This is a genomic window from Amycolatopsis sp. VC5-11, from assembly GCF_037034185.1.
GTDB lineage: Bacteria > Actinomycetota > Actinomycetes > Mycobacteriales > Pseudonocardiaceae > Amycolatopsis > Amycolatopsis nivea.
On the sequence record NZ_JBAGKF010000001.1, the window covers coordinates 1,289,450 to 1,311,764 of the forward strand.

Here is a 22,315-nt window from a genome sequence, read left to right on the forward strand (position 1 = left end):
TCGTGGCATTTTCGGGCGGTTGCCGGGGGCGGCGGCGCGCGACCGCGGCGAGTGGGCACACTGGTACCCGCACGGAAGGGGAAGCTGATGACTCAGGCACCGGATCCGGAAGCCCCGGAGGGCGTCGACCTCGATCGGCCGAACGCGGCGCGGATTTACGACTGGTTCCTCGGCGGCACCGCGAACTGGGCGATCGACCGCGAGTTCGGCGAACGGGCGGTCCAGACCTTTCCGATGATCAAGACCATCGCCAGGGCCGGCCGCGAGTTCCTCGGCCGCGGCGTGCGGTACATGGCCGAACAGGGCATCGACCAGTTCCTCGACATCGGCTCCGGCGTGCCCACGGTCGGCAACGTGCACGAGATCGCCACCTCGGTGAACCCGAACGCGCGCTGTGTCTATGTCGACAACGAACCGGTGGCCGTCGCGCATTCGCAGATCCTGCTGGAACGCGACGGAGTCGCCGACCGGCACGCGGTGCTGCACGGCGACCTGCGCAACCCGGCCGACGTCTGGCCGCGCGCGCTCGACACCGGCGTCCTCGACCCGAAGCGCCCGATCGGCCTGATCATGGTCGGAGTGCTGTACTTCATCGGCCGCGACGAGCCCGCGCTGGAAATCGTGCAAAAGTACCTGTCGCTGCTGCCGTCCGGCTCGTACTTCCTGTCCTCGCACCTGACCGACGACGGCGTCCCGACGAACGACGGCGAACGCCGCGACGCGATCCACAAGCAGTACCAGCAGTCGAGCACCCCGTTCCACTACCGCTCGCGCGCGGAGTTCGGGGAGTTCTTCTCCGGGCTGGAACTGGTGGAACCAGGCATCTCGTGGGTGTCGGCCTGGCACCCGGAAGCGGGCGACTCGAGCGCGGGCGACCGGATGTCGGACGACCCCTCGTTCAGCGGCGGGATTTGCGCGCTGGGCCGCAAGCCCTGACGCTGCCATTCCGGCTCGCTGTGCTCGTCCGGTGCTGACGACCCGTGGGGGTTTTCTTCAGTAGCGCGGTGTGCGCCAGCTCCGTCTCTCGCGTTAGGTCCGTGAAGGGCTCCTTGAGGGAATCAGATTCCCTCAAGGAGCCCTTCACGGACCCTTGCCGCCGGGTGCCCGCCCGCTGAGGGAGGGGCGGAAACCTCCGCGAGCGCGGCGGGTGAAGCCGTCCCTCGTCGATGGGCGCGATCCGGCCAGTGCGGATGTCGTTCCCCTCACAGACGTCGGCGGGATTGGGGAAGTCGCGCGGCCCGCTTGATGCTGCGTATCGCCGCAATGCAGCCGCACGCGACGACCGCCGAGAAAACCCCCAATGTGGCGTTCGGTGCGCTGATCAAGCACCTCAGCGCTTCCGCCGATGGCAGCGAGCGGCATGAACGAAGCACCCGACGTGGTGCCGGATGCACGCCGGCGCATGGTCTAGACCGCTGATGGTCTGGACCTCCCCGCAACCCGACCCGGACACGAAAACGCTCCCCGGGCAACGAATTCCGGGGAGCGTGGACGATGCGGGATTCGGCTCAGCCGAGCCCGTGGAGAATCGGTACTCGTGTCTCGCGACAGTGGCGGGTGGAGTGGACGGTGTCCGCTTGGCGCGGAGCCGGTACTTCGATCTCGGTGTCCACAACCATCGGGCTGCGCAGCGGGGCCTGGATCAGGCTGAACCCGAACCGGTTGCGCAATTCGTGATTGATCCCACGCCGGCCGCGAGTGTGTTCGTCCTCACGGCGGAAAAGCGTGGTGAGCCGTACGGCCATGGGATCACACCCCCAGTTCGGATAACGGGAACCGGCGCGGGTCGGCACCGGTTGGATCGGGGTGGTTCGCGCTCGACGGGTCAACGCCGGGCACCAGGGAAACCGCTCCGTTGCGGTGTCTCCGCAGGGTCGTCGCAGCACCTGGACCAGCGCCGATTCCGGCGAGGCTGGCGGATCGGCTCACCGGTTCGCACAGGTCGGCTCGCATCCGCACTCCTCCCGATATCTCGCGGCTGTTCCGCCGCCCGGGCCGGGTGCCCGGGCCGGTGCTGCCGGTGTTGGGCTGAATGTCGCAAGCCATTCACCCACCACTGACGCCCCGATCGCTGCGATTAATCCTACTCCTGGAATAATCTTCATGTCGAGATCGGGTCGAGTTGATCACCCGCTTGGCCCTGCGGTTTGCTCCGTAGTGACGCAAAGAAGCCGGGGACGTGCATTAGAGCGCACGCCCTGCACAAGGCTCGGAGGTGGACGACCCATGGCGGATTATCCGTCGCCCCAGGATTACGACCCGGACACGGCAGAGTCGCTGTTCGCGGCCGCGGCCTGGGCGAAGTCGTTCGCGAGCGAGCCCAACGGCGGAAACTGTGTCGAGGTCAACCTCTCCCGTCCCGGCCTGATCGGCGTGCGCGACACGAAGCTCGCCGCGAGCCCGGTGCTGGTGTTCGACCGTGGCGAGTGGGACGCCTTCCTCGTCGCGGTCAAGGCTGGTCAGTTCGACCTGCCGCCGAGTGAGTAGTCCACCACGACGAGGTCTCGACTGAGAGCGATTCGCAAACAGTCACTCGATCGGGTGGAGTGTGGCGGCGCTCCGGTCACCGTGGGCGCCGGGCGGTGTGGGTTCAATGTCGGCTTGGCGAGGGTCGCCGTCTGAGTAGGTTGAGCGCCCCGACCCCACGGAGCGCGCCATGACCCCACTCCACTACCTCCCCGCCGGCGAAGTGTTGCGCCTCTTCCGGACCCGGCAACTCTCGCCGGTGGAGGTGATGCGCGCGGTCGTCGAGCGCGAGGAGCGGGTCGAGCCGGTTGTCAACGCGTTCGCCGAGCAGATGTTCGAGCAGGCGTTGCGGGCGGCGGCCGTCGCGGAGAAGGCGTACGCGCCCGGCGGTCAGCCGAGGCCGCTCGAAGGACTGCCGATCGCGGCGAAGGAAGAACAGCCCCTGGCCGGGCACCCCGTCACCGAAGGCACCCTCCTGCGCTCGCCCCGGGTGGCGCGGGAGACCGCGATCGGGCTCAGCCGCATCCAGGCGGCCGGCGGGATTCTGCACGCTCGCACGACGACGTCCGAGTTCTGCTGCATGCCGCTGTCCCACACGCGACGCTGGGGAACCACGCGCAATCCATGGAACCTCCAGACCGCGGCGGGCGGCTCGTCCGGCGGTTCTGGCGCGGCGCTGGCGGCCGGAACCGCCTACCTCGCCACCGGATCGGACATCGGCGGTTCGCTCCGCGCGCCCGCGTCCTTCACCGGCGTCGTGGGCTTCAAACCGCCGCACGGGCGCAATCCCGTCCTCCCGCCCGCCGGATTGGATACTTACTACCACCACGGCCCGATGGCTCGGACGGTCGCCGATTGCGCGTCGCTGCAGAACGTCATGGCGGGCGAGGATCCGCGCGACCCGCACTCGCGACTTCCCGCCGTTCGCATTGAGGTGAGCGACGTGCGCGGACTCCGCGTCGCGTGCTGTCCGGTGCCTGGCGATTTCCCAGTGGCCTCGGAGGTCGCCGCCAACACCCGCGCCGTCGCGCATGCGTTGTCGGCTGCCGGTGCGGCGGTGACGGAGATCGAGATCGACTGGACGCTCGCCATGGTCAAACAGGCCTTGTGGGCGCACTTCGGGACCGGTTTGGCCGCCGAGGTTTTGGAGCTGGACCGGCAGAACCCGGGCGTCATCACCCCGTACTGCCAGGCTTTCGCGCGCAAAGGCGTCGAGAACATTGTGGACGCGGAAACCGGCCGTGCGGTCGAAGCGGCGATCCGCGAACGCCTCGACGCGGTGTTCGAGCGGTTCGACGCGCTGATCGTGCCGACCCTCGGTGCCACCGCGTTCGCCGCTGGCGAGGATTACCTTTCCGAGCAGGTCGTGGTCGATGGTGTTGCGCTGGAACACTTTTCGGACGCTTCGCTCACTCCGGCGTTCAACGTCGGCAGTGAACATCCGGTGCTCGCCGTGCCGTCCGGTTGGGCGAGCAACGGCGTGCCGACGGGGGTCCAGGTCGCCGCGGCCAAGTACGACGACGGCACGGCATTCCGCGTCGGCGCGGCGATCGAGCGGACGGTGGGGGCCGGGTTCGCACGGATTCCGTTAGCTGGCCAGGAATTCCCGCAGATGCGCCACGACCTGTGAGGGTTGTTCCTCGGGGAGGAAGTGCCCGCAGTCGTCGAGGCCGATGCCGGTCACGTTGTCCGCGTAGTCGCGCCAGATGTCGAGCGTGGGCAGGCTGCCGAGCAGTCCGGCCTTGCCCCACATCGCCAGTACTGGCTGGGTGAGGCGTTTCCCGGCGGCGTAATCGGCGTCGTCCAGTTCGGCGTCGTCCGGGAATGAGGCGCGGTAGTCGTCGAAACCGGCTCGGAGCGCGCCGGGGGCTTCGAAGGCACGCACGTATTCGGCGACGTCCTCGGCGGGCAGCCCGTGGCGTTGGAAGGTCCAGCGCTCGAAGAAGTACCCGAGGTAGGCGGCGATGTTCTGCCCGGCCAGCAGTTCCGGCAGGTCTGGCTGGAGGTGGAAAAGCCAGTGCCAGTACGCCTTCCCGAGGTCCCGGTCGAGGCGGCGCCACATCTCTCGCGTCGGCGCGATGTCCAGCACGGCCAGCCGTTCGACCTGGTCCGGGCGGTCGAGCGCCCACCGATGAGCGACGCGCCCGCCGCGGTCGTGCCCCGCGACTGCGACCCGGTCGAACCCGAGCTGTTCGGCCAGCTTCGCGACGTCGGCGGCCATCGTGCGCTTGTCATAACCGGTGCGGGGTTTGTCGGTGCGCCCGTATCCGCGCAGGTCAGGGGCGATCACGGTGTACGCCTCGGTCAGCGGTCCGGCGACGCGGCGCCAGCAGTGCGACGTCTGCGGCCAGCCGTGCAGGAGGAACAGCGGCGGGCCGTCGCCGCCGCGGAGGTAGTGCATGCGCAGGTCGGCTACTTGGGCCATGGCTGCTTCTAACCGGCTCATGGGGTTAGACGGTAGCGTGCATTCTCACCGGTTTCAATGGTTAGAATGAGCGGCATGGATTGGGTGTTCGACGCTGGACGGCCGTGTCTGCACCTGGTGAACACGCTGCGCTCCCGGCATCTCTCGGAAGGCATCGAGCTGCTGACCGGCCCGGACGCGCTGGCCGAATGGCTTGAGCTGGCCGGATTCGGTCGTGTGCCGGTGACCGCCGCCCAGGTGGCCGCGGCAAAAGACTTACGCGAGGCGGTCAACCGGCTGCTGACCGCCAAGCCGCTGGTTGCCGACGTCCGGCTGGTCAACGACGCCCTCGCGGCCGCCCCCGAACCGGATCGGCTGCTGTTGAAGGACGGTGTGCTGCAGCGGGAAGCGCCCACTCCGGCGGACCCGGTAGCGACGGCATTCGCGGTGCTGGCCGCCGACGCCGTCGATCTCGCTACCGGCGCAGAAGACATCCGCATCTGCTCGGCGGACGACTGCGGCCTGCGATTTGTCGACACGTCGCCTCGCCGGACGCGCCAGTGGTGCTCGATGTCGCGCTGCGGGAACCGGGCAAAGGCGCGAGCGCACTACGAACGGACGAAGAACCGGTAGGCCCACGGGTGCGCGCGCAGCCACACATTCAGCTTGCCGACCACTCGCATGGGGCTGTGGGCGCGAGACTTTCCCCAAGTCGCGGTCGCTGTGGACAACCCGGCCGTAGTGGGCGGGGTTGTCGGTGGGGGCGGATAGACTGGACAAGGGCCGTCCCCCGGAGGAGGGCGGGGGCTGCGCTGGCGGGGCCGGGGCGAAAGGGAACGTCCGGCGTGCGGATCAGGAACAGCTGCCCGGTCGAATATCCTTTTTGGAGTCTCGACCACCGGCGGTCGGACATGCGGGAGAACGGTTTCCGCACCGTGTCGATGGTCTCGAACAGTGTGCTGATCGTCTCGTTCGGACCGAACCCGGCAATCGTCTCCCGGTAGTACCGCTCGAACTCCGGCCATGTCGGCGGCAGGTCCCGCTCGCGGACGCCGAGGATCCGGCCGATGCCGCACATCTGCGCGTAGTACTCGTCAAGCTCCGAAGTGGACATTGGACGGCCGAAAAACCGTTGTGCGTCAACGGGAGCCATCACCAGCGTTGCGTGCACCCATGCGTACGCGCCAGGATCGAGCGCGCTGTATCGACGGCCATCGGCGATACCGGTGAACGAGCGGTGCAGTTTCCGCAATCGTTCGGCCTCGAATTGCGCGCCCTTTGTCCCGCCGTAAACGTAGATCGACAGCGAAGCGACGGTGCGCATCAACCGGGTCCACGGATCCTCGCGGTAGTCCGAATGATCCCGCACCCCGGCCGCGACGACCGGATGCGCGACCTGCAGTACGAGCACCTGTCCCGCGAGCAGCGCGTCGCGGAAGTCGCCGAAATAGCGCCAAGCCGCGGTACCGCGAACGACCGGCGGAGCCACGTCAGCCTCGCGCACCATGCAGCAGCATCATTAACGGCTCGGCGGCCGGAACGTCCGTGCCGGTCGCGAGGCGGCGCAACTGCAGCCCGGCGATCAGCGCGACCACCGGCCCGGCTACTCGTTCCGGCTCCGGCAGGCCGAGTGCGGTCAGAATCGTGATGGCCAATTCGTCATACGCCGCAAAGCATTTCGCGGACGCTTCGTGCAGCCCGGGGTCGCGCGCGGCTTGCAGGTACAGTTCGTGCGGCGCCAGTTCGTCCGTGCCGAACGGCAATTGCTTGATCACGTGCTCCACGACGGTCGCCGCTTGTTCGAGGCTCAGCCCCTGTTCCCGGTATGCCTCGACAATTCCCGCCAGTTTCGCCGTTTCCTCCTCGGCGAACAGCAGCATCGCCTCGCGCAGGAGCTCGGTCTGGCTGGGGAAGTGATAGGTCAGCGTGCCGAGCGAAACCCCGGCCGCAGCGACGATGCGGCGGTTGGTGAGCCCGCCGACGCCCTGCTCGCCGACCACCTTCAGGGTGGCGCGAAGGATCGCGTCGCGAGTGGTCACCACCCCGGCTCGGGACGTCGGTCCGGCCACCGCTGCACCTCTTCCAGTTGCGCGGCAACGGAAATCAGCCGCTCCTCGGAATGCGACGGGCCGAGCAGCTGGGCGCCGAGCGGCAACCCGTCCGCGGTCAGCCCGGCGGGCACGTTCACCCCGGGCCAGCCCAGCACGTTCCACGGCCAAGCGTACGGGCACGCGGCGATCATCGACTGGTCGGTCTGCCAGCCGGAAAGCCCGTCGAAGGACCCGATCGCGGGCGGCGGAGTTGCGGTGGTCGGCGTGAGCAGGACGTCGATGTCGCCGAACACCCCGCCGATCCGGCGGCGCAGCACGGGTTCGAGCGCGCGGGCGAGTTTCAGTGCGGGTCCGGCGAGGAGGCCGCCTTGCTGGGCGTTGCTGCGGGTGCGCGGGTCGAGCGCGGACGGCTCCGGCACGCGCCGGGCCCAATCGCGCACGCCGGTGAGCGAGCGCGGCAGGAAGGTGAGACCGATCAAGCCGTATCCGGGTTCGACCGGCACGATCTCGTGGCCCAGCCCGGCAAGCGTCTCGGCGGTCTGGCGCACCGCCGATTCGACCACTGGGTCGAGCCTGGTTTTAGTGGCGGTAAAGGGAATCCGGGTGGAGAGGCCGATCCGCAGCCGTCCCGGTTCGCGCTGGGCGGCGGTCTGGAACGAGGTGCCGGTGCCCGCGGTGACGTCGAGGAGGGTGGCCGCGTCGGCGACCGTCCGGGCGAGCGGGCCGAGCACGGTGAGGCCGTGGAACAGCTCGCTGCCGGTCGGGATCCGGCCGCGCTGGGTTTTGATGCCGACCAGTCCGGTCCACGCCGCCGGGATGCGGACCGATCCCGCCCCGTCCGACCCGAGCGCGGCGGCCACGATCCCGGCCGCCACCGCCGCGGCGGATCCGCCGGACGACCCGCCCGGGGTGTGCGCGGGCTGCCACGGATTGCGCGTCGCACCGAAGGCGGTGCCCTCGGTGAACGGCCATTGGCCCAGCTCAGGCGTGTTGGTCTTGCCGATGATGACCGCGCCGGCCTGCTTGAGCTTCGCGACCGCGGGTGCGTCCGCCGTCGCCGCCGGGAACTCGCCCGGGCAGCCGAACGCGGTCGGCAGGCCGACGATGTCCACGTCGTCCTTGATCGCGACCGGCACCCCGAGCAACGGCGCGCGATCACCGTCGGCGCGGCGCTGATCAGCGGCGGCGGCCTCGGCGAGCGCGGCTTCGTCGCGCAGCACGCGGAACGCGTTGAGCACGGGCTGGCTCGCGTGCGCCCGCTTGAGCGCGAGCTCGGTCAGCTCGACGGCCGTGACCTCGCCGGATTCGAGCGCGGCGGCTTGGGCGGCAAGGGTCGTGAACTCGGTTGTCGCGGAAGGCATCGGCGGCTCCCCGTTCTCTCGTTCGCTCGAACGAACGTATCACGGCGACGGCCGGGAAGTTCGGGCATGCTCGGAGTCGTGATCGACGACTTCGCGAAGGAGTACCTGCACAGCGACCTCAAAGAGGTCCGGCAGACGATGCTCAGGAAGCTCGACGGATTGTCCGAGTACGCGATCCGCCGTCCGCTGACCTCGACCGGAACCAACCTCCTCGGCCTGGTCAAACACCTTGCGGTCGCCGAGGCCCGGTACTTCGGCGAGGTTTTCGGCCGTCCGTTTCCCGAGCCGGTCCCGCGGTGGGACGACCTCGAACAGCGCGGTCGCGACCTGTGGGCGACCGAGCGCGAAACCCGCGAGGAAATCACCAGCCGCTACCAGCGCGTCTGCGAACACTCCGATACGACGATCGCCGCTCTCGCCATCGACGCACCCGGCCACGTGCCGTGGTGGCCGCGGCCGGACGTGCTGCTGTTCAACGTCCTTGTCCACATGTTGACCGAGACCAATCGGCACGCCGGGCACGCCGACATCCTGCGCGAGCAGCTGGACGGTGCGGTCGAAATGGACTTGGAAGCCATGGCCAAACGCGGCCGGGACGCGGCCTTCTGGCAGGCGCGGCGGGCCGAAATCGAGCGGGCGGCGAGGGCTGCGGATCCGGCCACGGCTGGATAAAGCCACCTAAACTGCCCACCATCAGCCCCGCCAGCGCACGGAGGATCGATGACGTTCGACTTCGCCCGGTTCCCCTCCTTCGACGGCTTTCCGCGCGCCGGTCTCCACCACGGGCCGACGCCGCTGGTCCCGGCGCCGCGGCTGGGCGAAGCGCTCGGCATCCCCCGGCTGCTGCTCAAGCGCGACGACGTCCATCCGCTCGGCGTCGGCGGCAACAAGCTGCGCAAACTCGACTTCCACCTTGGTGCGGCGCTCGCCGACGGTGTGGACACCGTGATCACCTTCGGCGCGCTGCAGACCAACCACGGCCGTCAGACCGCCGCGGCGTGCGCCCGGCTCGGCTTGCGCTGCGAACTGGTGCTGACCGCTGAGGTGCCGCGCTCCGGTGACGCGTACGAACGGTCCGGCAATGTCCCGCTTGACCTGCTCTTCGGCGCGCGGGTGCACGTCTGCGCGTCCGGCGAGGAATCGGCCGCGACGTACGAACGGCTGGTTGCCGAAGCAGCGGACGAAGGCCGGAAAGTGCGGACGATCCCAGTCGGTGGGTCCGACCCACTCGGTGTTCTCGGCTATGTGGATGCCACCCGCGAGCTCGCTGCCCAGCTGGCTGAGCAGGGTCTGGATCACGCCCGAATCGTGAGCCCGCACGCCAGCGGGGCCACGGCGGCTGGACTGGCGCTCGGCACAGAGCTGCTCGGTTCGCTGGAGGTGGATATCGCCTGCGTCAGCCATCCGCTGAACGAGGCTGTGGACAACTTGTCCCAGCTCACCGCCGGGGCCGCGGGGTTGCTTGGGTTCGACCCACCGAAGCTGGCGCACGTGTGGCTCAACGACACGACGATCGGCGAGGGCTACGGCATCCCGGCGTCGGGGACCTGGGAAGCGATCCGGTTGTTCGGCCGCACCGAAGGCGTGGTGCTCGACCCGGTCTACACCGGAAAAGTCGCCGCCGCCCTGGTGGAATGGGCGGCGGCGGGACGGTATTCGCCCGAGGAGACCGTGGTGTTCGTGCACACCGGCGGTCTTCCCGGATTGTTCGGTTACGCGCCCGAGTTCATGGCCGAGGCGCGGAAGTAACGAGCACCGCGGCGCGAGCGGTTTCGGTCCGTACCGCGATCCGGAGCAGGACCAGCAGCAGGGCGACGTTCGCGATCAGCGTGAGCCGCTGCGTCGCGCCCACCGGCAGCACCTCGGTGAGCGCGTGGAACGGCTGCACCCCGGCTTCGTCGAGGCGGACGAACAGGAAACTCAGCGCGAACAACCCGACCGCGGCGAGTCCGAACTTCAGCCAGCGCACCACGAACACGCGCTCCGCCGTGCCGCGCAACGGTTCCAGCATCGTGATCGCCGCGCCGGGCAGGCTCGCGAACGCGATCAGGCACGAGTACAGGTGGATGTCGCCGCTGAGCGGATTCGGGCTTTGCGGGTAACTGGCCGGAAAAACGGCGGCGACCGCCAGCCCGACCGCCCACAGCATGAGCAAAGCCTTGGTGCTGAACGTCATCGGCACTCCGCCTGCGATCAGCGCGCCGAGCACCGCGAGCGATCCGACGGCCACCGACAGCACGCTCGCCCCGAGCATGCCTTCCCCGCGGTCGGTGATCGTGTAGCTCGAAAGCGTGTCGTAGATCGGGTCGTGCGAGCTGATGATGTGCAGCACTGTGATCGTGAACAGCCCCCAGGCGATCGCAGCGAGCGCGGTCAGGCGCCATCCCCGGACGCCTCGTGTGTTCCCCATGTAGCCAGATTGGCGGTTCCGCGGCGTTTCGTGATCAGGGAAAACCCCTGATTAAGCCCCTACCCCGAGAAGTCGGCGAGGACGAGCACCTGGTCGTCGTGCCGTTTGGCACGCGGCCAGCGGACGGCGTGCGGATCGTCGTTTTCCGCGGCGCGTACCGCGTCCAGTACTGCTTCGGGGCCCTTGTTTTTGGCTAGCTGCAGGACTTCTGGCCAGGTGAAGAGGCCGTATTCGTCCACTCCGATCGCTACGCCGTCGGTGGCGATGAGGACGGCGTCGACGGCTGCGCGGGGCCAGCTGCGGCGGACTGCTTTGTGTGCTGCGACCGGGTCGGCTTCGGCTACCCAGAAGCCGTCTTCGGCGTTGCGTCGTCGGCGGACGTCGGCGCTGGTTTGCAGGAGGCCGTTGTTGCGGAGGGAGACCAGGCGGTCGTCGGAGACGACGTCGGCACCGAACTGTCCAAACGCGACGATCGGGCTGTCGGCCAGGACTAGGGCTTCTATTTCGTGGTCGTTCCAGCGAAGGATCGAGACTGTGCTGGAGGGGGCGTTGCCTGGGGTTAGGGCGTTGTCTTTGGCTACGGCGGTGATTGCGGTTGCCAGGGCTTGGCTGAGGTTTTGGTGGGGGGCGGTGCGGAGTTCGTTGGCCAGTTGGTCGCGGAGGAGGTGGGCGTACCAGCCGCCTGGGGGGAGGTCTGGGCTCGGGGAGGTGGCTCCGTCCAGGACCAGGATTGCTTGGTCGAGGAGGGCGATGTGGTCTTCGGTGGGGCGGGGGTTGCCGTCGGAACCGACTCCGGCTCGCTCGGCGGTCGAAATCTCGGGCACTGGTCGACTGTAGCTCGGGTTGGGTGGTCGGGACTTCTCGTCGCCTGGCGGCGACATCGGCTTTTGGTTGCGTGGGGCACCCCGAAGCTTGATTGTGCTGACGGTTCGGGGGTGCTTGTCAAGGCGGGAAAGATGCCTTGACAAGCACCCCCGAACCGCAGGGGAGCTTCGTATCGGGGTGCGGGGGAGGGGCTGGGTGCCTCGCTCGTTGGGTGCATCGGTGCGGCTGGGGTCTCGGTGGTGGGTGCACTGGCTGCGGTTTGGGTGGGGGTTAGCGCCCCAATGTGGCATTGGGTGCATGTGGCGCACCCAATGTGGCGTTCGGTGCATCTGACGCACCCAATGCCGCATTGGGGCGCATCGCTGGCTCACGCGTCCTGTCAACTCGGGTTGACAGGCGCGGTGTGTCAACCTAGATTGACATCATGACGGAAGCGACGGATTTGGCCGCTCGCGCTGGTGATCGGGATCCCCGGGTGGGGCTTCGGGCGGTGGCTGCGTTGAGGCGGTTGCTTGAGCAGTTGGAGGCGGTGCAGGTGCGCAGTGCGCGGATGCACGGCTGGTCTTGGCAGGACATCGCGGCCGAGTTGGGGGTCAGCCGGCAGGCCGTCCACAAGAAGTACGGGAGGCATTGATGTTCGAGAAGTTCACCCATGACGCCCGGAGAGCGGTGGTCGAGGCGCAGGCCGCGGCGCATGAGGCGGGGGCTCGCGAGATTTCCGCGCAGGCGGTTTTCGCTGGGTTGGCGCGGATCGAGAACGGCGAGGCCGTGCGGTTGCTGCGAGATCTCGGGGTGTCGCGCGAGGACGTCTTCGCTGAGCTTGCCCGGGTGCGCCGCCGTGGCGGGATCAGTGACGCCGATGCCGAGGCGCTCACCGAGTTCGGCATCGACGTTGATCAGATTGTCGAGCGGGTCGAGCAGACGCATGGGCCGGGTGCGCTTGCTCAGGCGAGCCGGCCCACGCGGCGCAATCATCTGCCGTTCACCGAGGACGCGAAGAACGCGTTGCAGATGAGCGTGCGGGAGGCGCATGACCTCGGCGACAAGCATCTCGGGCAGGAGCACCTGCTGCTCGCGCTCGTGAAACAGCGTGGTCCGGTGGCGGACTTTCTCGCGGCACGCGGGATCGATTATCCGGCGGTCCGGCAGGCCGTCGGCAAGCGCTAATGCTGTTCTTGCTGGTCCGTCCCGGTGCGCCACGTGACCAGCGGGAGCAGGGCCTGGGTCAGCGGGCCGATGCTGAGGGCGTACAGCACGGTTCCGACGCCGACCGCGCCGCCGAGCAGCCAGCCCGCGGCCAGGACGAGTACCTCGATGCCGGTCCGGACCAGGCGGACGGACCAGCCGGTTCGGGCGTGCAGGCCGGTCATCAACCCGTCTCGGGGGCCGGGGCCAAGGCGGGTGCCGACGTACACCGCGGTCGCGACGGCGTTCAGGACTACGCCGCCGACCAGCATCGGGATCTGCCAGACGAGCACGTGCTGGTCGGGTAGCACGGCGCGCACCGCGTCCACCGCTACCGCGATCACCGCGATGTTCGCGACGGTGCCGATGCCGGGGCGCTGCCGCAGCGGGATCCACAGCAGCAGCACGAACACCGCCACGACGGCGCTGATCGTGCCGAACGTCAGCCCGGTGATCTTGGTCAGGCCGTCGTTCAGCACGTCCCACGGGTCGAGCCCGAGGCGGGCGCGGGTGAGCATGGCCATGCTCGCGCCGTAGAGCGCGAGGCCGGCGAGCAGTTGGACACCCCGGCGCGCGGGGGCTCGGCGGAGGCTGAGGGGACTGAGGTCGGTAACTGCCACTTCTCCACTATTGGCGCCAACTGGCCTGGTATGCCATGGCCAATGCGCGATAATTGGCCTTATGGAACCTCTGGGCGGCCGCATCTCGGGACGGCGATTGGCCATATTGCTGGGGGAGTGGCGGCAGCGTGGCTCCCGGCAGGGGGCGACCGACCTCGCCGCGGCGGTCGAGTTGCACGTGCTCGACGGGCAGTTGCCGATTGGCACGAGGCTGCCCGCCGAGCGCGAACTCGCTGACGCGCTCGGGGTCAGCCGCACGTTGATCGGGGCGGCGCTCGATCGGCTTCGCGCGGACGGTCTCGTCGCCAGCCGTCGCGGGGCTGGGTCGTGGGTGGCGGGCGTGGGCAACCGCGACGAGGCCGAGGCGGTCCGGGACGACCTTCTCGACCTCGCGCGGGCCGCGCCGCCCGCTGTGCCTGGGCTGATGGCCGCGTTCGACACCGCGCGGCGTGATCTGGTCGAGTACGTCAGCGGAAACGGCTATCTCACTGGGGGACTGCCGCGGTTGCGGGAGCGGATCGCCGAGCGCTACACCGCGCGCGGCCTGCCGACGTCGCCGGACCAGGTGCTGGTGACGTCCGGTGCGTACTCCGCGTTCGTGCTCTGCCTGCGGATGCTGAGCGGGCCCGGTGACCGGGTTCTGCTTGAGCAGCCGACGTATCCGAACGCCATCGACGCCGTCCGCGCGACGCACGCGTTGCCGGTTCCGGTCGCGCTCGATCCGGTGCGCGGCTGGGATTTGCCGGGGATCGAGGCCGCGCTGCGCCAGGCCGCGCCTCGGTTCGGCTACCTCGTGGTGGACTTCCAGAACCCGACCGGACTGCGCCTCGACGCGGCCGGACGGGAACGGCTCGGCGGGCTGCTCGCCCGGTCGCGGACGCCGGTCGTGGTCGACGAATCGTTGGTGGAACTGGATTACGAGGGCGATCCGGTGGACGGTCCGCCGCCGCTGGCCGCGTTCGGCGGGGATCTGGTGCTGAGCGTCGGATCCGCGGCGAAATCGCAGTGGGGCGGATTGCGGCTGGGCTGGATCCGGGCGTCGACGGATTTGCTCGATCGACTGCAGTCCTCCCGGTTCGCGGTCGACCTCGGCGCGCCGGTGTTCGACCAGCTCGTGCTGGCCGCGCTGCTCGAACCGGAAGGCTACGACGTGCTCGCCCGGCGCCGGGCCGAATTCCGGGAGCAACGGGACATCACGGTCGCGGCACTGCGGAAGTACTGTCCAGAGTGGACATTCCAGGTGCCGCCCGGCGGACTGTCGCTGTGGTGCCGGTTGCCGGAACCGATGAGCACGCGGCTGGCGGTGTCGGCGGCGAACCACGGGGTCCAAATCGCGCCCGGGTCGAGGTTCGGGGTGCACGGCGGGTTGGAACGCTGGCTGCGGCTGCCGTTCGGGCTGCCGCGCGAGCAATTGCCGGAGGCGGTGCGGCGGGTGAGCGCGGCGGCGGCTTCGGTGCGCGGCTGCGCGGATGTGCCCGCGGAACGGATTGCGGTGACCTAGCGCGGTTTTGTCTCCGAAAAATGAACAGCCGGTGCACCGGATGGGATCCAGCCACTCCAGGGATGGTGGCGGTCACCTGTCCGGCGCACCGGCCGATCGTCCGAGGCGCTTCCCGGCACAGCCCCTCGAAGTGCCGGGAAGCGCCCTCGGTTCAGGCGGGCTTCGGTTGGCGCAGGCTTTTGCTCGGCGCGGTGAGCGAAAGCCTCCGGAGCACGCCCGTGGTGGGTCCCGGCGCCGCGGGGGCAGCGCGGCGCCGGGACCAGGACCCGATCCGGCCGGGCGCGGTCGGCCGGTCGGGAAGTGCGGTCATGGTTCAGCCCCTTGATCGAAGTAGCACTGGTGCGAAGGGGTGAGTCCGGCGCAGCGAACGGGCGCGCGCGATCAAGAAGTTGATCTTGAGGTGGACGGAGCTCTCCCCGGATAACCGGTTGGCGGGTCAGTCCGGGGAGGTGGTCGGCAGGGCGGCGTCCCTGCCCGCGCCGTCGACCTCGTGGTCGCGGCTGGCGCCGATGAGCTTGAGCTGAGTGACGGTGTCGCCGTCGCCGGCCAGCGCGAACAACTGGCGCAGACCGCCGTGCCCGTCGTGTCCCGGCGAGACAGTCGACGCGGGCGCGGCAGGCGCGGCCGGAGCCGAGGGAAGACCTTCGCCGCCACCGCTGCTGCCGCCGCCAGCCTGGCTGCGTTCCTTGACCGGCGGCGCGGGCTGGGTTTCCTGCTTGGCGGCGGGCTGCGCGGCGAGGACACGGGCGGGCGCGGAGTGGACGACCGGCGCTTGCTTGCTGACCTGCACGACAACCGGCGCTTCCGGCTCTTTCGCCAGCTTGCCCGCCGGGACGGAGACGCTGATCGACCCGCTGGCGACCGGAGTCGGCTCGACCGTGTCGACCGGCGGCTCGACAACCCGGACCGGCGCGGTGTCGATCACGGTGTCGACCGAGGTGACCGTGGTGTGCAGGGTCGTGTCGACAGTGTCGTTGACGGTTCCGAGGATGCCGTCGAGGAGCCCCGGGTGGCCGGTTTCGGTGCCGCCGAGAAGTCCGCCCAGGAGGCCCGGGCCGGAATCGTGGCTGGTGCCGCCGAGAAGACCGCCGAGGAGCCCTTGCTGCGGCTCGGGTTCGCTGCTGATGCTGCTGATGCTGCTGAGCAAGCCCGGCTCGGGTTGGGTGCTGGGCGAACCTTGGCTGGGCTCGTTGCTGGTGCTGCCGAGCAAACCCGGCTGAGGTTCGGGATTGGCGCTGCTGGGCTTGCTGCTGGGCAGACCTTGCTGGGGTTCGGGATTGGTGCTGCTTGGGCTGCTGGGCAGGCCCTGCTGGGGTTCGGCGCTGGGCGAACTCTGGCCGGGCTCGCTGCTCGGGCTGCTGACCGGCTGAGTGGTCGCGTCGGACGCGGGGTCGCTCGCCGGTGCGTGGTGTTTCGCCGCGCCCGGGCTCTTTGCCTTGGCAGGCTTGGTGATCTTGGTCGAGGGCCGGGTCACCGCGATGCTGGCGTGGTGGCCCGGGCCGTTGCCGGACACAGCGGCCGGACGGAAGCTCACGTCCGGCCGGTAGTCGTCGGCGGAGATGTGGAACCGGTGGAGCGAGGCGCGTTGCGCGCCGGGCATGGCCCAGGTGAGGGTGCCGGACGTGGCCGTTCCGGCGTAGCGGTGCTCCGGTTCGGTGTCGGGAGCCGAAGCGGCCGGGCGGTCGATGTGCTCGTCCGCCGCCGCGTTCGCCTGCGACAACGCCGCGCCGAGCAGCCATCCGGCCAGGGTGAGTCCGCCGGCGACGGCGATCCGGGCGGCGGGCCGGGCGATCGGAGCAGCCCAGGCTCGGGGCCGCCGTCGCGCGCCCGCGCGCGCGAAAGAGGAGTTCCGCTCGGTGCGGTTCGAAGCGCGGTCGGCCATTCCGAGGAGCGCGGGACCCGCGTTCCCAAGTGGACTGAAGCCGGACGCCACGGGATGTGCGAGGCCGCGCGAATGCGCCATGCCGGTCACGCCACCACCACCGTCCGCGCCTGAAGCTCGTGCCACCGCACGAGACTGATCTTGCTGGGGCTGTCTTCCGGCCAGGTCGCAGGTCCCCCGGGGCTGCCCTCTTTCTAGCACCGGACGCGAGTGTTTCATCTCTCCCGCGCTCGATCCACCCCGTAAGGCGGAACGTCCGCACCGGCTCTGGTGTCCGATCCGCCCTAGTCGATCACCCTGCGTCGCCTCAACCGGGCCAGATGCGGCCATCCGGGCGGCCCGTCCGCGGCGCGAATTCGGGCGTTGACCCGATGTTTCGGCCACCGCGACACTCTCGGTATCTCGTTCCCGCAGGGGCGAACCGGGCCCGGGCGCCAGTCGTCAGACGAGTTTCCGCAGGCGTTCGACGGCTTCGTCGATCACCTCGTTGCGCTTGCAGAACGCGAACCTCAGCAGATGTTTCCACTCGTCCGGGTGATCCGTGAACACCTTGACGGGTACCGCGGCGACTCCGGCGCGTTCCGGAAGCGTCCAAGCGAGTTCTGCGGCGTCCTCGAAACCGAGCGGACGCACGTCAGCCGTCACGAAGTACGTCCCCGCACTCGGCCGTACTGCGAATCCCGCATCGGCAAGACCAGCGGAAAGCCGATCCCGCTTCTCCTGCAGGCTCGCGCGCAGGTTTTCGACCCACTCAAGCTCGTTGTCGAGCGCGTACGCCACGGCCGGCTGCAGCGGTCCGCCGGAGACGAACGTGATGAACTGCTTCGCTGCCTTCACCGCGGCCACCAGCTCCGGCGTCGAGCAGATCCAGCCGATCTTCCAGCCGGTGCAGTTGAAGGTCTTGCCCGCGCTCGAAATCGCGACGGTCCGCTCGCGCATCCCGGGGAACGACGCGAGCGGCAGGTGCTCGGCGCCGTCGAAGACGAGGTGTTCGTAGACCTCGTCGGTGACCGCGATGAGGTCGTGCTCCACGCACAGCCGCGCGACTTCCTCCAGCTGCGCGCGCGAAAACACGGTGCCCGTGGGGTTGTGCGGCGAATTCAGCAGCACTGCGCGAGTTTTGGGCGTGATCGCGTCGCGGAGTGCGTCGAGGTCGAGTTCGAGCTGTCCGTTCTCGGTTTCGACCAGCCCGATGACGCGTCGCTGCGCGCCCGCCATCGCGACCGCGGCGGCGTACGAGTCGTAGTACGGCTCGACCACGATCACCTCGTCGCCAGCCTCGGTCAGCGCGATCAGCGACGCCGCGATGGCCTCGGTCGCACCCGCGGTGACCAGGATCTCCGTGTCCGGGTCGTAGCTGGCCCCGTAGCGCTGGCGGTGCCTGCTGATCGCGGCGCGCAGCTCCGGACGGCCCGGCCCGGGCGGGTACTGGTTGTCGCCGCCGAACAGGGAGTTCTTCGCCGTTTCGAGCATCCCGGCGGGCCCGTCGGTGTCCGGGAAGCCCTGGCCGAGGTTGACCGCGTCGTGCCGGACGGCGAGCGCGGTCATCTCCGCGAAGACCGTCGAGGTGAACGGGCGGAGGCGGGGGACGAGAGCTGGTTCACGCACGAGAACGCATCCTCACGGACAATGGCGGTGTGGAGCAACTCACCCCTGCCAAGGTCACGCCCGCGGATCCGCCCGGCGGCACCGCCGGCGAAGAGGCGAAACGGCGCGGCCTGCGGAAGATGAAGCTGGTCGCGCTGTCTTTCCTGCTCGGCGCGACGATCGTGTTCCTGCTGACGAGCTGGGCGGAGTCGGCGGGCTGGAGCGGCTGGGTCGGCTACGTGCGCGCCGCGGCCGAGGCGGGCATGGTCGGTGCGCTCGCGGACTGGTTCGCGGTGACGGCGCTGTTCCGGCATCCGCTCGGACTGCGGATCCCGCACACCGCGATCATCCCCAACAAGAAGGACGCGCTCGGCAACAGTCTCGGCGAGTTCGTCGGCTCGAACTTCCTGTCTCCCGACGTCATCCGCGACAAGCTCCGCCGCGTCGAGGTCGCGAGCAGGCTCGGCGGCTGGCTCTCGCAGCGCGACAACGCGGAACGCGTGACGTCGGAACTGGCGACCGTCGTGCGCGGCGCGGTCACGGTGCTCCGCGACGAGGACGTGCAGGCAATCATGGAGCAGGCCGTGGTCAAGCGCGTGATCGACAAGCCGTGGGGCCCGCCGCTGGGCAAGATCCTGGCGGGCGTTTTCGAGGACGGCGCGCACCACAAGCTGGTGGATTTGATGTGCGACCGCGCCTACGAATGGGTCCGGGACAACCACCAGACGATGCTGCGCGTGGTCTCGGACCGCGCGCCGAGCTGGTCGCCGAAGTTCGTCGACGAAATGCTGGCGGACAAGGTGTACGGCGAGGTCCTGACCTTCGCCTGGGCGGTGAAGACGGACGTCAACCACCCGATGCGCCTGGCGCTGGACAAGTTCCTCGGCGAGTTCGCGCAGGACCTGCAGACCGACCCGAAGACGATGGAGCGGGCCGAGCAGGTCAAGGGCCAGATCGTGAACCACGGCGAAGTGCAGAAGCTGATCGGCAACGCGTGGGCGACGGCCAAGGAGATGCTGCTGAACGCCGCGGAGGACCCTTCCAGCGAACTGCGCCAGCGGGTCCGCGGCGGCCTGGAGTCGCTCGGCAAGCGTCTCGTGGACGACCCGTCGATGACGTCGAAGGTGGACGGCTGGGTGGAGAGCGCGGCGGTTTACCTGGTGACCCACTACTCCCGCGAGATCACGACGATCATCACGGACACGGTGGAGCGGTGGGACGCCGAGGAGACGTCCCGGAAGATCGAACTGCAGGTCGGGAGGGATCTGCAGTTCATCCGGATCAACGGGACTGTGGTGGGTGCACTGGCTGGGCTGGTGATTTACGCGGTGGCGCAGCTGCTTTTTTGAGGTTGTTGCGCTGTGCGGGCGGTGGGTTGGCCGCGGTGGCTGGGTTGGGGGCGCGGCTGTCGGGGCGGAGTTCGCCTGCCATCGGCCATCAGCCAGGGATGTCGGCCAGCGGTTGCCGGTCGGTTGTAGTTGGGCGGCTTGGCTTGGCGGGTGCGTCTCGGGATCACGCAGCTGCCGGTCGGTGATTGGCTGATCTAGTCAAGCCGGGGCGGCTCAGAGTAGTGCGGTCGCCGCACGGTGGTTGGCCGTGTTGGTCTGGTTGGTGCGGTTCAGGGTGGCGTGGTTGCCGCGCGGCGGTCGGCTGACTTGGTCGCGGCGGGTCGGGGTCGCCGTTGGATCCGGGCTGGCATTCGGCTCGGTTTTTCGTTGTGGTTGAGCGGAATTCGCCATCGAGCCAGCGCTCGATTGGTCGCCGTGGAGCCCTGCGGATCGCGGCCCGAAAGCGCGGGTGTCCCGGCGCTTCGGGTGCAGCGCCCTCCGTGGTTCTCCTCGGCCTCGACTGGCTGCGGCGGGTGGTCGGTCGGATGCGCGGCGTCCTATACCACAGCCATCGCTTGTTCAAACCAGTTGTCCACAGGAAGCTGAGTTATCCCCGGGGTTATCCACAGGAATTCACGGTGATGGCCTAATCGCTGTCCACAACTTGTGGGGACCCGGGGCATCTGCACGTGCACATGTGGTGTGTGTGGACAAGTTGTCCACAGGGGGTCAGTTGTGCACAGCCGCCGTGCGGGCGCGCCAGGAGCGGGCTTTTTCGCGGTTTCCGCAGACTCGCATCGAGCACCAGGTGCGGGAGCGGTTGCGGGATTCGTCGAAGAAGGCCCACAGGCAGTCGTCGGCGGGGCAGATTTTCAGGCGGACCCAGTCGCCGCGGATGGCTAGGCGGGTGGTCGCTGCCAGGGTCGCGGTGACGGCGTCCGGGGTGAGCAGTGCCGGGCCGGTTTCGGTGAGGGTGAAGCGGAGCGGGACGTCCAGCTTGGTCGCGGGCAGCCGCGGGTCGCCGACGGCGGCGCGCAGGCTGTCGCGTACGGCGCGGGCTTCGGCGGGATCGTTCGGTGACACGTCGTGGTCCGCGGCCCACTGCCGCCAGAGCTCCGGATCGTCCAGCAGGTCGTCGCCCCGTTCGATGTCGACGGTGTTCAGGAAGGCGACCACCAAGGAAGCGTCGGTGTGCACCTGCCCAGTGTACGGGCGATACCGGTTGCGACCTGGCTCACTAACTCCCATACTCACTTTACTGGTTACGCGACTAGGAGAGGATGGCCGCAACATGGGTGCGATTCCGACTTTCGGCGGCGTTGCGTTCGACTGTCCGGACCCAGGGGCACTCGCCGGCTTCTACCGCTCCCTGCTTGAGTGGGACGAACCTAAGATCGCTCCGGACAACCACTGGGCCACGCTCGTCGACCCGCGCGGCGGCGTTCGGCTGGAATTTCAGCGGGTGGCTGATTACCGCGCGCCCGAATGGCCGTCGCAGGACAAGCCGCAGCAGGCGCACCTCGACCTCGACGTTCCCGATCTCGAGGCCGCTCACCAGCGCATTCTCGGGCTGGGAGCGAAGCTGCTCGACGATTCTCCGGAGACCTTCCGGGTGTACGCCGATCCGGTCGGCCACCCGTTCTGCCTCTGCGCCTGCTGACACGGCGCGGCGAATCCGCGTAGGGTCGGCTGCGTGATTTGTCCGAAGTGTCAGAACATGATGCGCACTGTCGACAAGAACGGCGTCCACATCGAGCAGTGCGACGGCTGCCGCGGGATCTTCCTCGACCGCGGCGAGCTGGAGCAGATCGCCGGTGCCGAGAGCGCTTTCTACCGGCAGCAGCCACCGCCTTACGGCCGTCCCGATTCGCCGCGCCCGTACCGAGGCGGGCACGCGGACTCGCCGCGGCCGTACCGCGGTGGTTACGGGGATTCGCCGCGCCCGTACGGCGGACGACGCAAGCGCAGCTTCCTCGAGAACCTCTTCGACTGAGTTGTCCACCGTTCCAGTAGTGCTTGACCTGCGGATCTGTCCGGCCTGTGGCGACCGCGCGAGTTGTCCACAGGCCGAGGCGGACCTTCTGCGGTGTGTGGAGTGCGGACACCGGTGGCCGTTCCGGCGGCTGCCGTTGTTCGCGTTGACGGGGCCGAGCGCGGGCGGCAAATCGACAGTCGGGCCGAAGCTGGCGCAGCGGTTGGCGGGTGAGGCCGTCGTGCTAGAGCAGGACGTGCTGTGGACCGGCGCGCTGCAGGACGACGTCCCCGGCAACCCGGCGTTTCGCGGGGCCTGGCTGCGGATGGCGGCGATGCTGCACCAGAACGGACGACCGGTCGTGCTGTGCGGGACGGTCGCGCCGCAGGAGCTGGAACCGTTGCCAGAGCGCGTTTTCTTCTCGGACGTGCACTATCTGGCGCTGGTCGCGGACAACGAGACCCTCCGACGCCGGTTGCGTGCCCGGCCGGCGTGGCGGGAGTGGGACGAGCCGCGGATCGAGGAGATGCTCGAGTTCAACCTGTGGATACGCGGGCAGGTCGAGTCCATCGACACGACGGAGGCTCCGCTCGAGGACGTCGTGACCGCGGTGGAGAAGTGGGTTCGGGCCAGAATTGGGTCGGACCTAAGGACTGGCGCGTGAGTTGGGTCGGACCTAGGAATCGGTGCGTGAGCTGGGTCGGGCCTAAGGATCAGTGTGTG

At 69.0% G+C, this 22,315-nt stretch carries 24 protein-coding genes; 13 read left to right on the forward strand and 11 right to left on the reverse strand.

The window, feature by feature from the left end:
- The first annotated feature begins 87 nt into the window (after positions 1-87).
- Positions 88-936 (forward strand): SAM-dependent methyltransferase, encoded by an 849-nt coding sequence (locus WA670_RS06380; RefSeq protein WP_037807500.1) that lies wholly within the window; start codon positions 88-90, stop codon positions 934-936.
- 572 nt (positions 937-1,508) lie between these two features.
- On the opposite strand, the gene WA670_RS06385 is transcribed toward WA670_RS06380, so the two are convergent.
- A complete protein-coding gene (locus WA670_RS06385) occupies positions 1,509-1,745 on the reverse strand; it encodes a hypothetical protein (protein WP_037807502.1) in 237 nt (78 codons plus the stop codon).
- A 481-nt stretch (positions 1,746-2,226) separates the two neighbouring features.
- Between WA670_RS06385 and WA670_RS06390 the strand changes: the two genes are divergently transcribed.
- Complete coding sequence (locus WA670_RS06390) at positions 2,227-2,487, forward strand: DUF397 domain-containing protein (protein ID WP_037712143.1); 261 nt, start codon at positions 2,227-2,229, stop codon at positions 2,485-2,487.
- A gap of 169 nt (positions 2,488-2,656) precedes the next feature.
- Complete coding sequence (locus tag WA670_RS06395; RefSeq protein ID WP_336157132.1) at positions 2,657-4,096, forward strand: amidase; 1,440 nt, start codon at positions 2,657-2,659, stop codon at positions 4,094-4,096.
- On the opposite strand, the gene WA670_RS06400 is transcribed toward WA670_RS06395, so the two are convergent.
- Complete coding sequence (locus tag WA670_RS06400) at positions 4,055-4,912, reverse strand: alpha/beta fold hydrolase (protein ID WP_336157133.1); 858 nt, start codon at positions 4,910-4,912, stop codon at positions 4,055-4,057. The two genes, WA670_RS06395 and WA670_RS06400, sit on opposite strands and share 42 nt — an antisense overlap.
- A gap of 54 nt (positions 4,913-4,966) precedes the next feature.
- Here WA670_RS06400 and WA670_RS06405 point away from each other — a divergent pair, with 54 nt between their 5' ends.
- Positions 4,967-5,503 (forward strand): CGNR zinc finger domain-containing protein, encoded by a 537-nt coding sequence (locus WA670_RS06405; RefSeq protein ID WP_037807507.1) that lies wholly within the window; start codon positions 4,967-4,969, stop codon positions 5,501-5,503.
- A gap of 28 nt (positions 5,504-5,531) precedes the next feature.
- Here WA670_RS06405 and WA670_RS06410 read toward each other — a convergent pair whose 3' ends face one another.
- From WA670_RS06410 to WA670_RS06420, 3 genes are read right to left on the reverse strand one after another with little or no spacing between them, the layout of a single operon-like run.
- Positions 5,532-6,377 carry an oxygenase MpaB family protein gene (locus WA670_RS06410; RefSeq protein ID WP_336157134.1) on the reverse strand — a complete coding sequence of 282 codons (846 nt, stop codon included), beginning with the start codon at positions 6,375-6,377 and terminating at the stop codon, positions 5,532-5,534.
- Positions 6,361-6,939 carry a TetR/AcrR family transcriptional regulator gene (locus WA670_RS06415; RefSeq protein WP_037807509.1) on the reverse strand — a complete coding sequence of 193 codons (579 nt, stop codon included), beginning with the start codon at positions 6,937-6,939 and terminating at the stop codon, positions 6,361-6,363. The genes WA670_RS06410 and WA670_RS06415 overlap by 17 nt, the downstream gene beginning before the upstream one ends.
- On the reverse strand, positions 6,906-8,282 hold the full coding sequence (locus WA670_RS06420; RefSeq protein ID WP_336157135.1) for an amidase: 1,377 nt from the start codon (positions 8,280-8,282) through the stop codon (positions 6,906-6,908). Before WA670_RS06420 ends, WA670_RS06415 begins: the two co-directional genes overlap by 34 nt.
- Positions 8,283-8,348: 66 nt before the next feature.
- Between WA670_RS06420 and WA670_RS06425 the strand changes: the two genes are divergently transcribed.
- Both WA670_RS06425 and WA670_RS06430 read left to right on the forward strand, forming a co-directional pair.
- Complete coding sequence (locus WA670_RS06425; RefSeq protein ID WP_336157136.1) at positions 8,349-8,954, forward strand: DinB family protein; 606 nt, start codon at positions 8,349-8,351, stop codon at positions 8,952-8,954.
- 48 nt (positions 8,955-9,002) lie between these two features.
- Complete coding sequence (locus WA670_RS06430; RefSeq protein WP_336157137.1) at positions 9,003-10,031, forward strand: D-cysteine desulfhydrase family protein; 1,029 nt, start codon at positions 9,003-9,005, stop codon at positions 10,029-10,031.
- Here WA670_RS06430 and WA670_RS06435 read toward each other — a convergent pair.
- The gene (locus tag WA670_RS06435; protein ID WP_037807517.1) at positions 10,009-10,692 is read right to left on the reverse strand and encodes a DUF998 domain-containing protein; all 684 of its coding nucleotides are present in this window, start codon (positions 10,690-10,692) and stop codon (positions 10,009-10,011) included. The two genes, WA670_RS06430 and WA670_RS06435, sit on opposite strands and share 23 nt — an antisense overlap.
- Positions 10,693-10,751: 59 nt before the next feature.
- Positions 10,752-11,516 (reverse strand): protein phosphatase 2C domain-containing protein, encoded by a 765-nt coding sequence (locus tag WA670_RS06440; protein ID WP_238603486.1) that lies wholly within the window; start codon positions 11,514-11,516, stop codon positions 10,752-10,754.
- A 425-nt stretch (positions 11,517-11,941) separates the two neighbouring features.
- Here WA670_RS06440 and WA670_RS06445 point away from each other — a divergent pair, with 425 nt between their 5' ends.
- The gene (locus WA670_RS06445; RefSeq protein ID WP_009071860.1) at positions 11,942-12,151 is read left to right on the forward strand and encodes a hypothetical protein; all 210 of its coding nucleotides are present in this window, start codon (positions 11,942-11,944) and stop codon (positions 12,149-12,151) included.
- Positions 12,151-12,684 (forward strand): Clp protease N-terminal domain-containing protein, encoded by a 534-nt coding sequence (locus tag WA670_RS06450; protein WP_134733597.1) that lies wholly within the window; start codon positions 12,151-12,153, stop codon positions 12,682-12,684. The genes WA670_RS06445 and WA670_RS06450 overlap by 1 nt, the downstream gene beginning before the upstream one ends.
- Here the strand turns inward: WA670_RS06450 and yczE are convergent.
- A complete protein-coding gene (gene yczE / locus WA670_RS06455) occupies positions 12,681-13,322 on the reverse strand; it encodes a membrane protein YczE (protein WP_336157138.1) in 642 nt (213 codons plus the stop codon). The two genes, WA670_RS06450 and yczE, sit on opposite strands and share 4 nt — an antisense overlap.
- A gap of 61 nt (positions 13,323-13,383) precedes the next feature.
- Between yczE and yczR the strand changes: the two genes are divergently transcribed.
- The gene (gene yczR / locus WA670_RS06460) at positions 13,384-14,823 is read left to right on the forward strand and encodes a MocR-like transcription factor YczR (RefSeq protein ID WP_275295567.1); all 1,440 of its coding nucleotides are present in this window, start codon (positions 13,384-13,386) and stop codon (positions 14,821-14,823) included.
- A 436-nt stretch (positions 14,824-15,259) separates the two neighbouring features.
- Here the strand turns inward: yczR and WA670_RS06465 are convergent, their stop codons facing one another.
- Positions 15,260-16,705 carry a hypothetical protein gene (locus WA670_RS06465; protein WP_336157139.1) on the reverse strand — a complete coding sequence of 482 codons (1,446 nt, stop codon included), beginning with the start codon at positions 16,703-16,705 and terminating at the stop codon, positions 15,260-15,262.
- A 441-nt stretch (positions 16,706-17,146) separates the two neighbouring features.
- A complete protein-coding gene (locus WA670_RS06470; protein ID WP_238603481.1) occupies positions 17,147-18,313 on the reverse strand; it encodes a pyridoxal phosphate-dependent aminotransferase in 1,167 nt (388 codons plus the stop codon).
- A 29-nt stretch (positions 18,314-18,342) separates the two neighbouring features.
- Here WA670_RS06470 and WA670_RS06475 point away from each other — a divergent pair, with 29 nt between their 5' ends.
- On the forward strand, positions 18,343-19,641 hold the full coding sequence (locus tag WA670_RS06475) for a DUF445 domain-containing protein (RefSeq protein WP_037807530.1): 1,299 nt from the start codon (positions 18,343-18,345) through the stop codon (positions 19,639-19,641).
- A 708-nt stretch (positions 19,642-20,349) separates the two neighbouring features.
- Here the strand turns inward: WA670_RS06475 and WA670_RS06480 are convergent.
- Complete coding sequence (locus tag WA670_RS06480) at positions 20,350-20,817, reverse strand: CGNR zinc finger domain-containing protein (RefSeq protein WP_336157140.1); 468 nt, start codon at positions 20,815-20,817, stop codon at positions 20,350-20,352.
- A gap of 94 nt (positions 20,818-20,911) precedes the next feature.
- On the opposite strand from WA670_RS06480, the gene WA670_RS06485 reads away from it, so the two are divergent.
- The 3 genes from WA670_RS06485 to WA670_RS06495 are packed head-to-tail and all read left to right on the forward strand — an operon-like array spanning position 20,912 to position 22,256.
- Complete coding sequence (locus WA670_RS06485) at positions 20,912-21,280, forward strand: VOC family protein (RefSeq protein ID WP_037807534.1); 369 nt, start codon at positions 20,912-20,914, stop codon at positions 21,278-21,280.
- Between the two features lie 33 nt (positions 21,281-21,313).
- Complete coding sequence (locus tag WA670_RS06490; RefSeq protein ID WP_078870243.1) at positions 21,314-21,613, forward strand: TFIIB-type zinc ribbon-containing protein; 300 nt, start codon at positions 21,314-21,316, stop codon at positions 21,611-21,613.
- Between the two features lie 19 nt (positions 21,614-21,632).
- Complete coding sequence (locus tag WA670_RS06495; RefSeq protein ID WP_037807536.1) at positions 21,633-22,256, forward strand: AAA family ATPase; 624 nt, start codon at positions 21,633-21,635, stop codon at positions 22,254-22,256.
- Positions 22,257-22,315: the final 59 nt, after the last annotated feature.

Coding starts and splice junctions, on each gene's coding strand:
- WA670_RS06380 (WP_037807500.1), top strand. CDS start 88: ATGACTCAGGCACCGGATCCGGAAGCCCCGGAGGGCGTCGACCTCGAT.
- WA670_RS06385 (WP_037807502.1), bottom strand. CDS start 1,745: ATGGCCGTACGGCTCACCACGCTTTTCCGCCGTGAGGACGAACACACT.
- WA670_RS06390 (WP_037712143.1), top strand. CDS start 2,227: ATGGCGGATTATCCGTCGCCCCAGGATTACGACCCGGACACGGCAGAG.
- WA670_RS06395 (WP_336157132.1), top strand. CDS start 2,657: ATGACCCCACTCCACTACCTCCCCGCCGGCGAAGTGTTGCGCCTCTTC.
- WA670_RS06400 (WP_336157133.1), bottom strand. CDS start 4,912: ATGAGCCGGTTAGAAGCAGCCATGGCCCAAGTAGCCGACCTGCGCATG.
- WA670_RS06405 (WP_037807507.1), top strand. CDS start 4,967: ATGGATTGGGTGTTCGACGCTGGACGGCCGTGTCTGCACCTGGTGAAC.
- WA670_RS06410 (WP_336157134.1), bottom strand. CDS start 6,377: ATGGTGCGCGAGGCTGACGTGGCTCCGCCGGTCGTTCGCGGTACCGCG.
- WA670_RS06420 (WP_336157135.1), bottom strand. CDS start 8,282: ATGCCTTCCGCGACAACCGAGTTCACGACCCTTGCCGCCCAAGCCGCC.
- WA670_RS06425 (WP_336157136.1), top strand. CDS start 8,349: ATGCTCGGAGTCGTGATCGACGACTTCGCGAAGGAGTACCTGCACAGC.
- WA670_RS06430 (WP_336157137.1), top strand. CDS start 9,003: ATGACGTTCGACTTCGCCCGGTTCCCCTCCTTCGACGGCTTTCCGCGC.
- WA670_RS06435 (WP_037807517.1), bottom strand. CDS start 10,692: ATGGGGAACACACGAGGCGTCCGGGGATGGCGCCTGACCGCGCTCGCT.
- WA670_RS06445 (WP_009071860.1), top strand. CDS start 11,942: ATGACGGAAGCGACGGATTTGGCCGCTCGCGCTGGTGATCGGGATCCC.
- WA670_RS06450 (WP_134733597.1), top strand. CDS start 12,151: ATGTTCGAGAAGTTCACCCATGACGCCCGGAGAGCGGTGGTCGAGGCG.
- yczR (WP_275295567.1), top strand. CDS start 13,384: ATGGAACCTCTGGGCGGCCGCATCTCGGGACGGCGATTGGCCATATTG.
- WA670_RS06465 (WP_336157139.1), bottom strand. CDS start 16,705: ATGGCCGACCGCGCTTCGAACCGCACCGAGCGGAACTCCTCTTTCGCG.
- WA670_RS06485 (WP_037807534.1), top strand. CDS start 20,912: ATGGGTGCGATTCCGACTTTCGGCGGCGTTGCGTTCGACTGTCCGGAC.